Consider the following 13,797-nt stretch of genomic DNA (forward strand, 5'->3'; position numbering starts at 1 on the left):
GCCGGTATGGCCGCTGCTGACCGATCCGCTAGTGTCCTGAGTCGTTAGTTCGTGTGCAGTACGCGGCGAGGGTGCCGAGGATGTCGTCGGCGGTCTTGGTCCACACGAACGGTTTGGGGTTCTTGTTCCACTCGTTGATCCATCGGCGGATGTCGCGTTCGAGTTCGGTGACGCTGCGGTGGGCCGAGCGGCGGAGTTTGCGGCAGGTCAGCTCGGCGAACCAGCGCTCGACGAGGTTGAGCCAGGAGGCGGAGGTGGGGGTGAAGTGCAGGTGGAAGCGGGGGTGTCGCAGCAGCCACTTCTTGACCGCTTCGGTCTTGTGGGTGGCGTAGTTGTCCAGGACCAGGTGCAGGTCCAGGTTCTTGGGTACGGCGGCGTCGATGGTCTTCAGGAAACGGAGGAACTCCTGGTGGCGGTGGCGTCGGTAGTGCTGGGCTATGACCGAGCCGGAGGCGATGTCCAGGGCGGCGAACAGGCTGGTGGTGCCGTGCCGGACGTAGTCGTGCGTCATCCGCGCCGGCGTGGTCGGCGACATGGGCAGCACCGGCTGGGTGCGGTCCAGGGCCTGGATCTGCGACTTCTCGTCCACCGCCAGCACCAGGGCGTTCTCCGGCGGGGACAGGTAGATGCCGACCACGTCGCGGACCTTGGTCACGAACTGCGGGTCGGTGGACAGCTTCCATGTCTGCACGATGTGCGGCTTGAGGCCGAACGCCCGCCAGATCCGCGAGACGGCCGACTGCGACATGCCCGCGGCTTGGGCCATCGACCGCGTCGACCAGTGCGAATCCCCCGAAGGGGGCGCCTGGTCCAGGGTCCGGGCGACCAGGGACTCCACCTGCTCGTCGGTGATCCGGCGCGGGGCACCGGAGCGCGGAGCGTCGACCAGCCCCTCAAGACGGTCGGCAGCGAACCTGGACCGCCACTTGCGCACCGTCTCCCGCGAGATACCGAGCTCTTGCGCGACCTGCGCGTTCGGGCGGCCCTCGGCACACGCCAGCACGATCCTCGCGCGCAGCACCAGGGCCTGCCCCGCGGTCCGCTTGCGCAACCAGCCCCGCAGAACCCTGCGCTCGCGCTCGGACAACTCCAATGACAACGGCTTCGGACCCGGCATCCCCCAACCCTACAACCGCCAACGAACTAACGACTCAGAACACTAGAGCTACGGATCAGAAGGTGCGGCCGTGGTGTGCACACCATGGCCGCACCAGAAGTGCACCAAGTAAAGCGGAGAACAGCGGTCAACAGCGGTTCCGTACAGGGGCGCGATCCCGCATCGAGGACAGCCCTTTCAGCAGGGCACAGCCCCAAAGCGACCGTAGGCGCCAGTGATTCCCAAGCTCATAGCGTCACCCCTTCGAGCCGAGGTAGGTTGCGCCCCATGTCAGCAGCTCCGCCCACATACCCCGAGTGCGCCCAGACCATGAAAGGCGGCGGCCTTGTCCTCAGCGGCCGGGAAGATGATGGCGCGCGAGTCTGCCGCATGCTGCGGCGCTGCCCCGTTCGGCACGTCTGGTAGAAGTGGGCGGACCGTCCGGATGACCCGTTGGAGCTCTGTCCACACCCCCAGCTCTTCCGAGCCTGACATTCACGGCTGACATCAACGAGGGCGCACAGCCGCGTCCGCGAGCGTCCCAGCACGGCGGCCGGACACCCGGCGTGGATATGGCAGAGCGCCCCTGACCTCTTTCCTAAAACGGGTGCCGCGGGTTCGAATCTGCCGGGGGCACAGCCAGAAGGGCCAGCTCAGGAGGGGGTTCCTCCCAGGCTGGTCCTTCGCCACGTTGGGAGTCGTGCCACGCGTGTGCCGTTGCTGCCACGTGGAGGCCACATTCCCCGGGCGGGGACCTTTCTCCCATCGAGCCGGATCATGCTCCCCGGGCTTGTCGGCGGCGGCCGGGTTCACGGCCCGGCCGCTGGTCGTGCACTGGTGAAGCGGTGTGGCGCGCGTGCTGCTGGGGTGCTCTACCGGGCGGCCGCGTGCCGAGTGGCAATCAGGCGTATCTCTTGTACGGCCCCCGCCTGTTCCAGCAGCATCGTCCCGATCTCGTCCCCCTCGCGGTGGACTCGCAGGCGCGGGCCATCGGCGAACACGCGCAGCTCTGGCCATGGATACCGCCACAGCAGTGCGGACCGCTCCCACAGTTGCAAACCCCGACTGGTCACCAGGAGTTGGTACTGCGGTCCTTCATGAGCGGCGGGTGGAACGTGCTCGCTGAACGGGGGGCGAACCGTGTAGGTACCGAGTACCTTCTCTCCCGGTTCCAGGGCCTCGCTCCGAATGCCGCGACGACGGCCGATCCGCGCCCCGGCCCAGCCCGCAAACCCGGCAGTCAGCAAGGCCGAACCTGCCACCACCCACCATGGCAAGGAGGTCTCAGCGCCGGCGGTGACGACCGGCACCACCGCGAGGATCGCGGTCCCGACAGCACCGCCCAGCGTTGACCGCCGAAAGTGCCGTCCCCTTCTGCCTTCACCCATCTCTTCCCCGGTTCGCGCTGGCCGCCCCGGACGCCCGTCGTTCACCCTATGCGCCGAACCGCCTCGCATGAGACACATGTGGTTCCAGCCATCCGACGCAGGACGCATCAGCAGAAACCGACCCGGAAGCGGTTCTCTCCTGGACCGGCCCTTCGGCGGGTTCCGGCTCGGACCATGGTAGGCGGCGCGGTCGGCGACCGCGACGGCACTCACGGTGCTTCAGGTGAGCCGGGCGGTGTTGAACTCGTTGTCCGTGGTCATCGCGCCGCTCCCCCGGTGCCAACACCACGCGACGCAGAATCCATGACGCTGATCGTCTGCGTCTTCAGCCTCAGCCTCAGCCTCGGCGCGAAGCTCTTCCGGCACTCCTCCGCTTCCGCCCCGCGATTCCCGAGTGGAAGCGGCACGCCGGCCTGAACGCCCCGGCCGGTCCGACACTCAGCAACCGGTTGCGTACGGGCCCGGGGCCTCGTCGGTGTCCCTGGTGACTCGTCGGTGTCCCTGGTGAACTGGCCGCCGCGAGTGGAGTTTGCGCTCCGTTCCGGGAAGGACAGGCAGGCAGGCAGGCCACCGTCTTCAGGCGACCCACTCGCCCGAAATGCGCCGGTGCCAGACATCGCGGAAAATGGGAGCCGTAAGGGGTCTCTCCGCGAGATGTCGGCGTGGAAACGGTCCCTGCATCCAGCTTGTCCATTCGTACCCGCCCCCCACGGTCACCATCCGGCACCCCGGGCTTGCGTACCGCCGCCGGGGGTTCGCGCTCGAGTCGTGGATACGGAGGGGAATCGGTGATCGTCCGCAGCAGTTCCGGGCGGGATCGCCGGGCCTCAGCCTGACATGAGTGAACCAGGATGCCCGTTCGGCGAGTGGGAGCAATGATCGCCGGTCGTGGTGACCGTCGAGAAAGCAGGTCCTTTCATGGCAGCCACTTCCGTCATGCAACTTCCGGTCATCAGCGAATGCGCGGCCGAGAACTGCGCCTACAACGACGACCACACCTGTCACGCCGTGGCAATCACCGTGGGGGACATCGACACCCCTGTCTGCGACACGTTCATGGGCGCGGACATGGAGGGTGGGGAACCGTCCGTCACCGGTCGGGTCGGCGCGTGCAAGATGGCCGACTGCCGCCACAACACCGCGCTGGAGTGCCACGCTCCGGCCATCACCGTCGGTTACGAGCACGAGAAAGTCGACTGCCTCACCTACGCGCAGGCCTGAGTGACGGGCGCGCCGCCGCGGACCACCGCGACCAGGCCGCCGGACTACTGAGGCCAGGCCACCGGATCACCGCGACCGGGCCGCCGGGGTTGCCGTACAGCAGTGCTGTGCGGCAACCCCGGTTGCCGTCCTGGTCCGGCAACGTATGTCGGACCGGGGAAATTGACCTGTCCGGCCAACGCCCTCGGCCGAGAGCTCCGCGAAGCTGCGGAGCAACGGGTTTTCGGCCCACGGCTGCCGTCAGCGGCCCCGAGCGTCGGCCGCCGTCCTCATCCGGCGAAGGCCGAGGCGGCCGACTGAACGAGGCAGCCGGGCAATAACGGGCCGGGGAACGCGTCGAGGAACGCGGTGTCCGGCCGATCGCACCGTGGCCGCCACTCGCCAGGACGCCGCGGACCGGGTACGCGGGCGGAGACCTGCGGGTGCCGCGGAACAGAAGAACAGGACGGACGGAAGACAGAGGTGGCACGGGACGGGAGACAGGACCGGGCGGAAGGCAGGACGGGGCGGGANGGGGCAAGTACGGGCGGACGGCGCGGTTCCGGGATGCCCGCACAACGGGCCCGCCCGCGCTCCGGCCCGCCCCACCCCAGCGCCTGGAGCTCGTAAGGTTGCGGTCATGGTGACTGCGACGGTGCGTGCGTGGCGCGAGGAGGAGGGGTGGGGCGTCCCCGACTGCCCGCAGGCCTCGGGTGGCCGCTGGGGGCACTGTTTCGCCGTCGAGCTGCCCGGGTTCCACCCCCTGTCGCCCGGGCTGCGGGTCGAGCCCGAATGGAGGGCATCCGGCTTCCGGCAGGACGGCTACGACTACCGCGCCGTGCGCATCGTCCCCCGGGCGGGTGACGATGGCTGAACGGGCTGGCCCGGTCGCCCGGCCGGAGCTCAAGGACGTCATCGTCGACTGCGCCGACCCGGAACGGCTCGCTTCGTTCTGGGCGGAGCTCCTGGGCAGGCCCGTCACGGGTCGTACGGGACCCTATGTGTGGTTGGCGCGGGGCAGGGGACCCGGAATGGGGTTTCAGAGGGTTGCCGAGCCGAAGACCGGCAAGAACCGCGTCCACTTCGATATCTCCTCGCCGGACCCCGCCGCCGTGCGGGCCCGGGTCGAGGCGCTGGGCGGCCGGTGCCTCGACCGGTACGCCTCCGGTGGCTTCCTGGTCATGGCAGATCCCGAGGGCAACGAGTTCTGCGTCATCCCGTCGGAGCCGTTCGAGGTGGACGGCGACGGGCACACCGACTACCTCGCCGGGTCCGACGGCGCCTGACCGCCCCGCCGCCGGGCCCGGAGGGGCCCGCGCGTGCAACCTTTCCGTCCGGGGCGGTGTTCCTCTCACTGATGGACGACAAGGCCGAGCAGCAGTTGACCGAGCTCCTGGCTGCGGATCTGGACGGTGGGTTCACCGAGCTGGTCCGGGTGCACGGGAGGGCGGTCTACACGTTTCTGCTCCGGGTCTCCGGCTCCGCGACCGAGGCCGACGACCTGGGGCAGGACGCGTTCCTACGCGCCTACACGGCATTACAGGGGTACGCCCCCGAGCGGCGCAGGGAGCTGAAGCCCCGTGCCTGGTTGCTGGCCATCGCCGCGAACGTGTGGCGCAACCACGTGCGCACCTGTACGCGGCGGCCCGCCCTGGCGGGGATGCCGGTGGAGGACGCCGCCGGTTCCTGGACCGATCTCCGGCCCGGGCCGGAGGAGCGCGCGGAGCTGGCCGACGACCGTGGGCGCCTGGTCACCGCGCTGCTGCGACTGCCGGAGCATCAACGCATGGCGGTCGTGCTCCGCCATGTGATGGGGATGAGCTACGCGGAAGTGGCAGAGGTGCAGGGGCGCGCGGTCGGGACGGTCAAGGCGCAGGTGTCCAGAGGGCTGAGGAGTCTCCGCGGGCTACTGGATTCGGCGACACCCGTGAAAGAGGAGGTGACGACGTGAAACGGAACGACCAGCGAAGGGACCGAGAGGCACTGACGCAACTCGAACGAGTGGCGGACGACCTGATCGGACTCGCCGCGGATCCTCCGGAGGACTTCGCCTTGCGCGTGCTGCGGCACGTCGGTGTCCGGCGCGAGCAGTACGACACGTACACCCGGCTCGAAACACCCGCCGGTGGCCTGTTCGTGGCGGCCGGGCCGCACGCCGTGACGGGCGCCGCGCTCGACTCGGGAGGGCTCACGGCGGCGGTCTTCGAGGAACTGCACCGCGCCCGTACGCGCCGCTCGGCCATACGAACGGCCAAGCCGTTCCCCGGGGTCACCACCGCCCTGCGCACCGGGCGGACCCGTGGACTTCCCGTCGACCTGTCCGGCCTCACCGCCTCCGAGCGGGCGGTGCTGGAGGCCGTGCGGACCATTCCGTCGGGGCAGTTGCGGCCCGTCGACTGGATCGCGCGGGAAGCCGGAGTCCCGGCGGCTGCGGTGACCGACGCCCTTGCGAGGAACCCGGTGGCCGTGCTGGTCCCCTCCCACCGGGTGACACACGGTGGTGGTGTCCCTTGCGATGCCGGCCTCGCACCCGGTGCGGGTGACGCGCTGCGTGCGGCGGAGGGGATCGACATGGAGAGGATGGCCGAGCTCCACCGCGGTGGGGCGGTGTTCCTCGGCAGCGACACCACACGTGTCTACTGCCATCCGACCTGTGCGTACGCCCGTCGCATCGCCCCGCACCACCAGGTTCCGTTCCGTACGGCGCACGAGGCCGACCGGGCCGGATACCGGGCGTGCAGGAAATGCCGGCCCATCACCGTGTGACGACGCCCCGGCGCCTCAATCTCGATGCCTCACCGACCCGACATCCCAACACCCTGCCGCCCCGACACCCTGCCACCCCAACACCTTGCCACCCCAACACCCCAACACCCTGCCACCCCGACACCTTCCACCCCGACGATCAATCTCAGGAGCTCCCATGCGTACCAGCAGCCGCCCCGTCGCCCCCGTCGCCCTCACCACCGCCGTGGGAGTACACGCCACGGCCCTCGGACCGCTCGTGCTGGCGGCCACGGACGACGCGCTCGTGCTGTGCGCCTTCGACCCGCCCGAGGCCGCGGCGGAGCGCGCGCGCAGGGCGGGGCTCCACCCTGTGGAGGAGGCGGAAGGCACAGCAGCGCAGCGGCGGGTGCTGGACGAGGCTCGGACCCAACTCGACGCCTACCTGAGCGGTGGGCGCCGCGACTTCACCGTGCCGGCGGACCTGCGGCTCGCGACGCCGTTCAGTCGCCGGACCGTGTCGATACTCGAGGAGTTCGTGCCGTACGGGCGGACCACGACGTACGCACGACTCGCCGAGGCCCTCGACCGGCCGCGGGCCGCCCGGGCGGTCGGGACGGCGCTGGGGGCCAACCCGCTGTGCGTGGTCTTCCCGTGCCACCGGATCGTCGGCTCCACCGGCAGCCTCAGTGGGTACGCGGGCGGCCTGGCGGCCAAGCGATTCCTCCTCGACCTCGAAACGGCGGCCCGCCCGCCGCTGTGACCGGTGGACACCGACGGGTATCAGCGCGCTTCTCCGAGCCGTCGGCGTCCGTCCCCGTCCCCCGTCTTCCGATCCGGAGAGTGGAGCACATGAGCACCCTTGAGATTTCCCGCCTGTCCGGTTCGTGCCGTACGGGACCACCCTCGGCCGCATCTCCGGCGGACGACATCCGCCGGCCCGTCGGCAGTGGCCTCCCGTCCTCCGGGGCCTCGGCCAGTGCACGTCCACCGCCGAACGGGGCGAGGAGAGGGCGGCTTCCGTCCCCTCGCCGCCGATCCGTGGGCGATGCGCACGGCCCGTCCGGCAGCGTCACGGGGTCCGGTGAGGAGGGCANGGGGNTCCCCGTGGGGGGAGGGTGTAGGGCGAGGCCAGGTGGTACGTCCCGGCCGAGGGCGCCAGGAGTTCCGTCCACTCGTCGCCGTCCGCCGTACGGGCGGCCCTGCGGAGGCAGGGTCCGGCTCCGCTGTCCTCCGGCGGTGCCAGGCGTTCGCCCCGCTCGTCCACCAGTGACAGCCAGGGCGAGTACGGGACCCTGACGAGGACCTTGCCCGGTTTCTCCACACGCAGCGTGATGCGGTCCGCCGCAGCCCTGTCGACCACCGTCCCGGGGCCTGCCAGGGGCACCGCGTTCCGCACGGAGAAGAGGCGCCAATTGGTGTCGGACCACACCGGGTCCAGGTACGGCAGCCCACCCTCGATCAGGGCGGTCTCCTCGCGGGCGCCCGTGTCGGGTGTGCCGGTGGGCAGGACGACGTACCGGACGGCCCACCGGTCCAGCCACGCCCGGTAGCTCGCGGCGGTCAGGGAGCCGTCGTAGAAGACCGGGTTGCGTTCCAGATCGGCCTGGCGGTTCCAGCCGCGCGCCAGTGTGACGTACGGGGCGAGCGCACTGGACTCGCGGTGGCTGCGGGCCGGGACGACCTCCACCCGGGCCCGTTCGGCGCCGCGCCGCTCCAGCTCGTCGAGGAGCGGCCGCGTCGCCTGCGGGGACCACGACGTGTGGGGCGTGGTCACCAGCACATCGTCGACGCTCTTGAACCCGACCCACCCGTGGAACACCACCAGCGCGGCGACCAGTGCGTAGCGGGCCCGCCGTGACGCCGCGTACGGCACGGCGGCCAGCAGTACCACGCCCGCGAAGAGCATGGGCAGCCGCGTCATGTTCGAGCCGATCTGCGAGTCGACCAGCCAGACGAGGAGCGTGCCGACCGCGTACACGGCGGACGCCGTACGGACCGTGTGCCACGTCCGGTCCACCGCCAGCAGACACAGCACGCCGAACACCAGCGGCAGCAGTACCGTCCCGAACGCCATCGGCTGCGTGCCGGAGAAGGGAAACAGCAATGCGGACCCCGCGACCACCAGGACCGGCGGCACGCCCAGCGCGTACGCGGCGGGCCGCCGCCCGCCCAGGAACAACGCCACCGCGACAACACCCAGGAACAGTCCCGCGACCGGGCTCGCCGCGGTCGCCGTACCCGCCAGGAGCGCCGTGGTGACGCCTCGCACCGCGCGGTTCGGGCGCGGGGCGCGCGGTCGGGGCCACCGACCGCAGAACACGACCGCCACCGCGCCCAGCGCGAACACCAGGCCCAGGCCGAACGTCACCCGCCCCGACAGGGCGTTGCCCAGCAGGGCGACGACCGCGGCCAGCGAGCAGGCGAGCGGGTTGCGGACGGCCCGCGCCCGCACCAGGAGCAGGGCGGTGAGCGCGGCGGAGACCGTCCCTGCGGCCATCATCGTCGTCCGCACGCCCAGCAGCGCCATCATGTACGGCGAGAGCACGCTGTACGACATGGTGTGCACCCCGCCGTACCAGGCGAGGTTGTACGCCGAGTCGGGGTGCCGGTCCGCGAAACCGGCCCAGGCGTCCTGTGCGGCCAAGTCGCCGCCGCTGTTCGCGACGAACAGGAACCACCCGGCGTGCAGGACCGCCGCGAGGACCGCCGCCGTGACGACGACGCCGACCGGGCTCATCGAACCGGCCACCGGCCGACCCGGTTCGGCCGCCGAACCATCAGGGCCGGTCGCCGGATCCATCCGGTCGACTGCCGGGTGCCCGGCGCGGGATCCGGCACGGCGGCGCCAGGCGCGGGCGGCGGGCGGTCGCGTGGTCGTCACTCGTCACTCCCCTGTCGGGCCGTACGCGAGGGCGCCCCGGTGGACGGGGCACCCCGGCGTCGTGCGCTGTGCGTCAGCCGAGGCGTGTCAGCCTCGCGCCGAAGCCCGGCTCCTCCAGGGCCCGCTGGAGGGCGACGGGCACGCTGACCCGGCCTTCCCCGGAACCGGCGGCCAGTTCGCCGACGACGTCGCCCTGGGCGGCCGAGCCCGGCACCCCGCCCTTGCCCGCGGTGAGCTTCAGCTCGACCCTCAGGCCGGCCCAGCCGACCGGCTTCAGGTCCTTCGTCGCGACGACCGGAGTGCGGCCTCCGAGACCGTCGTCGACGTACCCGACGACATCGCCCTTCCTCACGGCCGTCGCCGAGACGACGCCGTCCTGCGCGGTCCGGATGAGGCCGTAGCTGTACATCTCGACGGCGAGCTTCGTCCTCTCGGAGAGCGTCGCGGGGGACTTGACGTTCATCACGACGCCGAGGACGCGCCGCACCTCACCGTCGACGACCGTGTTCGCGGACCACAGGAGGTTGCCGCCCGCAGGAGTGGACGTGCCGGTCTTGATGCCGTTGACGCCGTCCTTGAGGAGGATGGTGTTGCCGTTCTCCAACTGGCGGCCGATCTGCGGCAGTTTCACGTTCGGCATGTCGACGATCTGCCGGAACACCTTGGACTTCATCGCCGCCTTCGCCAGCTTCAGCTGGTCCTTGGGCGTGGAGACGGTGCCCTTGTCGAAGCCGCTCGCGTCCGTGTACACCGTGTCGGTCATGCCGAGGCTCTTGGCGGTGGCGTTCATCTTCTGGACGAAAGCCTTCTCCGAGCGCGCGTCCCAACGCGCCAGCAGATGGGCGACGTTGTTGGCGGAGCGGACCATCAACAGTTGGAGCAGTTCGCCCTGCGTGTACTCCTGCCCCGCCTCGACCGGCGCGGTGGACCAGTCGGGGTTGCTCGCCTGGTCCTCCGTCTTCTGGTCGATCCTGATCTTCGGGCCGGAGTCCTTGTCCTTGATCGGGTGGTCGCGGAGGATCACGTACGCCGTCATCGCCTTGGCGACGCTCGCGGTCGGCGCGGGGGTCTGCGGCCCGTACGTGCCGATCACCCCGACGCCCTCGACCTCGACTGCGCCCTGGCCCTCGGTGGGCCACGGCATCTTCAGACTGCCGCCCTCGAAGGTGTACGTGGTGTCGGCGGACAGCGTCAGCGACGGAGTGGGCAGCGGGCGGAGCAACTGTACGGTCGCAAAGACGATCGCCAGGAGGACGACCAGCGGAGTCCAGATCTTGACGCGGCGGACCAGCGTGCGGACCGGGGTGTCCGGTGGAGGCGGCGTGTTCGTCAGCTCGGCCAGCAGGTCGAGCGGCGGACGCGGCGGCAAAGGCTGCTGCTTGGTGCGCTCCGCCTCGGTGAGGGACGGCGGGGTGACCGCCGCGGTCGCCTCGGCGTCGTCCACGGGGGCGGCGCCGGTCGCCTCGGCGGTCGCGGTACGGGACCGGGTGCCGGCCACCGCGGTGGGGGCCTGTGCGGCCGTGCTGGCGCGCGCGGCGGCACGGGCCTCGTCGGACTGCGGCGGCACGGGCTTGTCAGGGCGTTCTCCGTCACCATCGGCCCCGGCCGCCCACCTGGGTGCGGGCTTCTCGTCGACCGGCTTCGCCGCGGTACCGAGCGAAGGTGCCTTGAACACGGCGGTGGGCTGGTCCACGGCCCCGGCCCCGGAGCCGGAGCTGGACTCGGCCTCCGGATCGGACTCGGACCCGGGTCCGCGCTCGGACTCGGAGCCGGAGGCGGACTCGGTCTCCGAACCGGGCCCGGAGGCGGGCTCGGACTCGGTCGCGGATCTGAAAAGGGGCTCGGAGGCCGACTCGGACCCGGGGAGGGTCCGGGAGCCGGAGGTGGCTTCGGAGGCGGGCCCGGATCCGGAGCCGACCCGGGAGCCGGAGGTGGCCTCGGACCCGCGGGAACGCCCGGAGACAGCCTCGGACCCGGAACCGGCCCGGGAGCCGGAAACGGAGTCGGAGGTGGCCTCGGAGCCGGACCCGGACTCGGTCCCGGACGAGGTTTCGGTCGCGGAGACGGAGACGGAGACGGACGAGGTTTCGGTTGCCGGCTCGGAGACGGGCTTCGGCTCCGGCTCGGAAGTGGGGACGGGCTCAGCTCCGGAGTCGGATCCGGACCGGCGCTCGGAGACCGGGGAGGCGCCGGATGCCCGGGGCGCCCCGGAACCCTCCCCCCCATCCGTCTCGGAGTCCTCGTCCGCAGCCGCCTCGGGGGTCTTCTCCGCGCTCGTCCCGGAGCCCTCGACCGCACTCGGCCCCGAGCCCTCGCCGGCGTCCGTCTCGGCAAGGCCCTTCCGGCTCGTGTCCGACCCGGAAGCCTCCTCCGCGCTCCTTCCGTAAGCCTCGTCGGCATCCGCCTCAGGAGCGCGGGCCGGCTCCGGCGCGGCGGGAGTTCCCCCTTCGGCCGCCTTCGGCCTCCGCGGGCCGGTCACGGTGACGTTCCCGGTACCGGACTCCTCGGTCGCCGCACCCGCGTCGGCCGACACGGTCGCCGCGGGCGTCTCGACATCGCCGGGCACCTTGACATCGCCGGGCGTCTCGACATCGCCGGATGCCTCGGAGGTCAGGGGGGTCGCAGCGGTGTCCCGGTCCTCCTCGGGAACCGCGTCGGTCTCGCCCTCGCCGGGCGGCTCCATCGTGGCGGGGCCGCCCGTGGACGCCTCGTCGAGGTCGGCACCCTCGTCGGCGGCGAAGTCGCCCAGGGGGCGGGACGGCTCGGGGGAATCCGTTGCTCCGGTGCCGTTCACCCCGCGCGACACATCGGGCGCCTCGGGGTCGGCGGAGGAAGCGGGCTCAGGGGTGGAGGCGGACCCGGTCGAGGTGCCACCGGCGGAGGAGAGGTGCTCGGCGGAGGGGGCAAGAGGCCCGGCGGACGGTTCCTCCGAGGTCTCCGCCTCCGCGGCTTCTCTGGCCTCCACGGCTTCTCTGGCCTCCACGGCTGCTCTGGCCTCCACGGCTGCTCTGGCCTCCGCGGGCCTCGCCGCCTCCACGGCCTCTCCCGCCTCCACGGACTCCGACTCCGACTCCACTCGCTCGGCCGGCCCGACCGCCCCGACCAGCCCGGTCGCCCCGACAGGCCCCGCCTGCTGCGCCGTCCCGGACGACTCCGCCGCCCCGGCCTCCCTGCGCTGGGCGACCAGCGACGGCTTCACGGACTGCGGCTCCTCCGCCCCCGCCCCCTCCGCGGCCGGTTCCGCGGTCCCGAAGACCGCCGTCGACCGGTCCACTCCGGCCGGGGCCGCGTCGCCGAAGGAGGCGAGCCGCGGATCACGGCCGCCCGCAGCCGTCTCCCCCGAAGACCTACGCTGCTCCGACTTGTCGGGGGACTCGCCCGCCACCGTGCCTCCTCAACCAACGCATTGTCCGAACCGTGTACCAGTGTCCTGTGTGGGCGCCCGGCACTCCGTGCGAGACGAGAACGACATACCTACCGGTTCCCGTACGAAGCACCCGGGCACTCTCGACAGATGAATGTGAGAGGGGTCACCCTGTCATTCATCCACGCGGGGAGGCATGGATGGGCAGGAGCCGAAGAACACTTCCGGAGGAGCTTCTGCTGCTCGCTCTGGACCCGGCCACGGGTACCACAGCGCAGCCGCAGTCGCTCGACCTCGGCCTGGCCGGAGCACAGCTAGTGGAGCTGGCTCTGGCAGGACGGATAGCCCCTGACGGGGATCGTATCGCCGTGGTGATGCCACGGCCGACAGGAGATCCGACGCTGGACTCCGCACTGGAGCTGCTGCGCAGGCGCGGCAGTCCGGTACGGGCCGTCCACTGGATAGGCGGGCCCCGGCTGGGGCTGCGTCAGACGTATCTCTCGCATCTGGAGCGGTGCGGCATGGTCCATGCCGTCGAGGGCCAGATGTGCGGGATACTGCCGACGACCCGCTACCAGGCGACGGACACGGCCATCAGCCGGGAGATCAGGGCCCGGCTGGACAGCGCGATCCGCACCGGTGTGCCGCCGGACCCGCGGACCGCCGCGCTGGCCGCGCTCGCCCATGCGGTCGGGCTCGGCAAGCACCTGTACCCGGGGAACGAGGGGCGCTCCTCGCGCTCGCGGCTCCGGGACCTGATCAGGCACGACCCCATGGGCGGTCTCGTGGCGCACGCCGTGATGGACGTCCAGAACGGCGTGGGTGCGCAGCCGGGCCGTGCCGCCGCACCGGGCCGTACCCCCGCACCGGGGGGCGCCGGCCGCCAGGCCGCCGCGGTCCCGATGCGGTCGCCCTCGCGACCCGGGCAGGGTTCCATGGCCCGCGCCGCCGCCCGCTGAGCCCGGTACCCCGGGCGTCCCGGCCGTCCCGCGGCGCCGCGCCGCGGGACGGCACACGCACGTCACACCGCACCACGTCACGTCACACGACGCGCACCGCACCACGTCACACCGCACGACGCGCACCGCACCACGTGCACCGCGCCTCCGCCCCGCCAGGTCCTCCACGGACCGGGCGGGGC

9 protein-coding genes and 1 pseudogene are annotated in these 13,797 nt (G+C 71.6%); 7 read left to right on the forward strand and 3 right to left on the reverse strand.

Going from position 1 to position 13,797, the window contains the following annotated elements:
• Positions 1 to 28: 28 nt before the first annotated feature.
• Positions 29 to 1,117: an IS630 family transposase gene (locus MW084_RS11805; protein WP_255128825.1), complete on the reverse strand. Its 1,089-nt coding sequence runs from the start codon at positions 1,115 to 1,117 to the stop codon at positions 29 to 31.
• Between the two features lie 2,303 nt (positions 1,118 to 3,420).
• Here MW084_RS11805 and MW084_RS11810 point away from each other — a divergent pair.
• The 6 genes from MW084_RS11810 (at position 3,421) to MW084_RS11835 (ending at position 7,171) form a co-directional block, all read left to right on the forward strand.
• Entirely contained in the window at positions 3,421 to 3,705 is a 285-nt protein-coding gene (locus MW084_RS11810; RefSeq protein ID WP_029553738.1) for a DUF1540 domain-containing protein, read from the forward strand.
• Between the two features lie 619 nt (positions 3,706 to 4,324).
• Positions 4,325 to 4,558: a hypothetical protein gene (locus MW084_RS11815; protein WP_010473723.1), complete on the forward strand. Its 234-nt coding sequence runs from the start codon at positions 4,325 to 4,327 to the stop codon at positions 4,556 to 4,558.
• Positions 4,551 to 4,970 (forward strand): VOC family protein, encoded by a 420-nt coding sequence (locus MW084_RS11820; RefSeq protein WP_029553739.1) that lies wholly within the window; start codon positions 4,551 to 4,553, stop codon positions 4,968 to 4,970. The genes MW084_RS11815 and MW084_RS11820 overlap by 8 nt, the downstream gene beginning before the upstream one ends.
• A 56-nt stretch (positions 4,971 to 5,026) precedes the next feature.
• Positions 5,027 to 5,635 (forward strand): RNA polymerase sigma factor, encoded by a 609-nt coding sequence (locus MW084_RS11825; RefSeq protein WP_010473725.1) that lies wholly within the window; start codon positions 5,027 to 5,029, stop codon positions 5,633 to 5,635.
• On the forward strand, positions 5,632 to 6,450 hold the full coding sequence (locus tag MW084_RS11830) for an MGMT family protein (protein ID WP_275563581.1): 819 nt from the start codon (positions 5,632 to 5,634) through the stop codon (positions 6,448 to 6,450). The genes MW084_RS11825 and MW084_RS11830 overlap by 4 nt, the downstream gene beginning before the upstream one ends.
• A gap of 157 nt (positions 6,451 to 6,607) precedes the next feature.
• On the forward strand, positions 6,608 to 7,171 hold the full coding sequence (locus tag MW084_RS11835) for a methylated-DNA--[protein]-cysteine S-methyltransferase (RefSeq protein WP_010473727.1): 564 nt from the start codon (positions 6,608 to 6,610) through the stop codon (positions 7,169 to 7,171).
• Between the two features lie 339 nt (positions 7,172 to 7,510).
• Here MW084_RS11835 and MW084_RS11840 read toward each other — a convergent pair.
• Both MW084_RS11840 and MW084_RS11845 read right to left on the reverse strand, forming a co-directional pair.
• Positions 7,511 to 9,148: pseudogene (locus MW084_RS11840) on the reverse strand (MFS transporter); the annotation flags it as partial.
• A 217-nt stretch (positions 9,149 to 9,365) separates the two neighbouring features.
• On the reverse strand, positions 9,366 to 12,677 hold the full coding sequence (locus MW084_RS11845; RefSeq protein WP_010473730.1) for a serine hydrolase: 3,312 nt from the start codon (positions 12,675 to 12,677) through the stop codon (positions 9,366 to 9,368).
• A 179-nt stretch (positions 12,678 to 12,856) separates the two neighbouring features.
• On the opposite strand from MW084_RS11845, the gene MW084_RS11850 reads away from it, so the two are divergent.
• Entirely contained in the window at positions 12,857 to 13,615 is a 759-nt protein-coding gene (locus MW084_RS11850; RefSeq protein WP_010473732.1) for a GOLPH3/VPS74 family protein, read from the forward strand.
• The last annotated feature ends 182 nt before the right edge of the window (positions 13,616 to 13,797 follow it).

The organism is Streptomyces sudanensis, from assembly GCF_023614315.1.
Lineage (GTDB): Bacteria > Actinomycetota > Actinomycetes > Streptomycetales > Streptomycetaceae > Streptomyces > Streptomyces sudanensis.

Coding starts and splice junctions, on each gene's coding strand:
- MW084_RS11805 (WP_255128825.1), bottom strand. CDS start 1,117: ATGCCGGGTCCGAAGCCGTTGTCATTGGAGTTGTCCGAGCGCGAGCGC.
- MW084_RS11810 (WP_029553738.1), top strand. CDS start 3,421: ATGCAACTTCCGGTCATCAGCGAATGCGCGGCCGAGAACTGCGCCTAC.
- MW084_RS11815 (WP_010473723.1), top strand. CDS start 4,325: ATGGTGACTGCGACGGTGCGTGCGTGGCGCGAGGAGGAGGGGTGGGGC.
- MW084_RS11820 (WP_029553739.1), top strand. CDS start 4,551: ATGGCTGAACGGGCTGGCCCGGTCGCCCGGCCGGAGCTCAAGGACGTC.
- MW084_RS11835 (WP_010473727.1), top strand. CDS start 6,608: ATGCGTACCAGCAGCCGCCCCGTCGCCCCCGTCGCCCTCACCACCGCC.
- MW084_RS11850 (WP_010473732.1), top strand. CDS start 12,857: ATGGGCAGGAGCCGAAGAACACTTCCGGAGGAGCTTCTGCTGCTCGCT.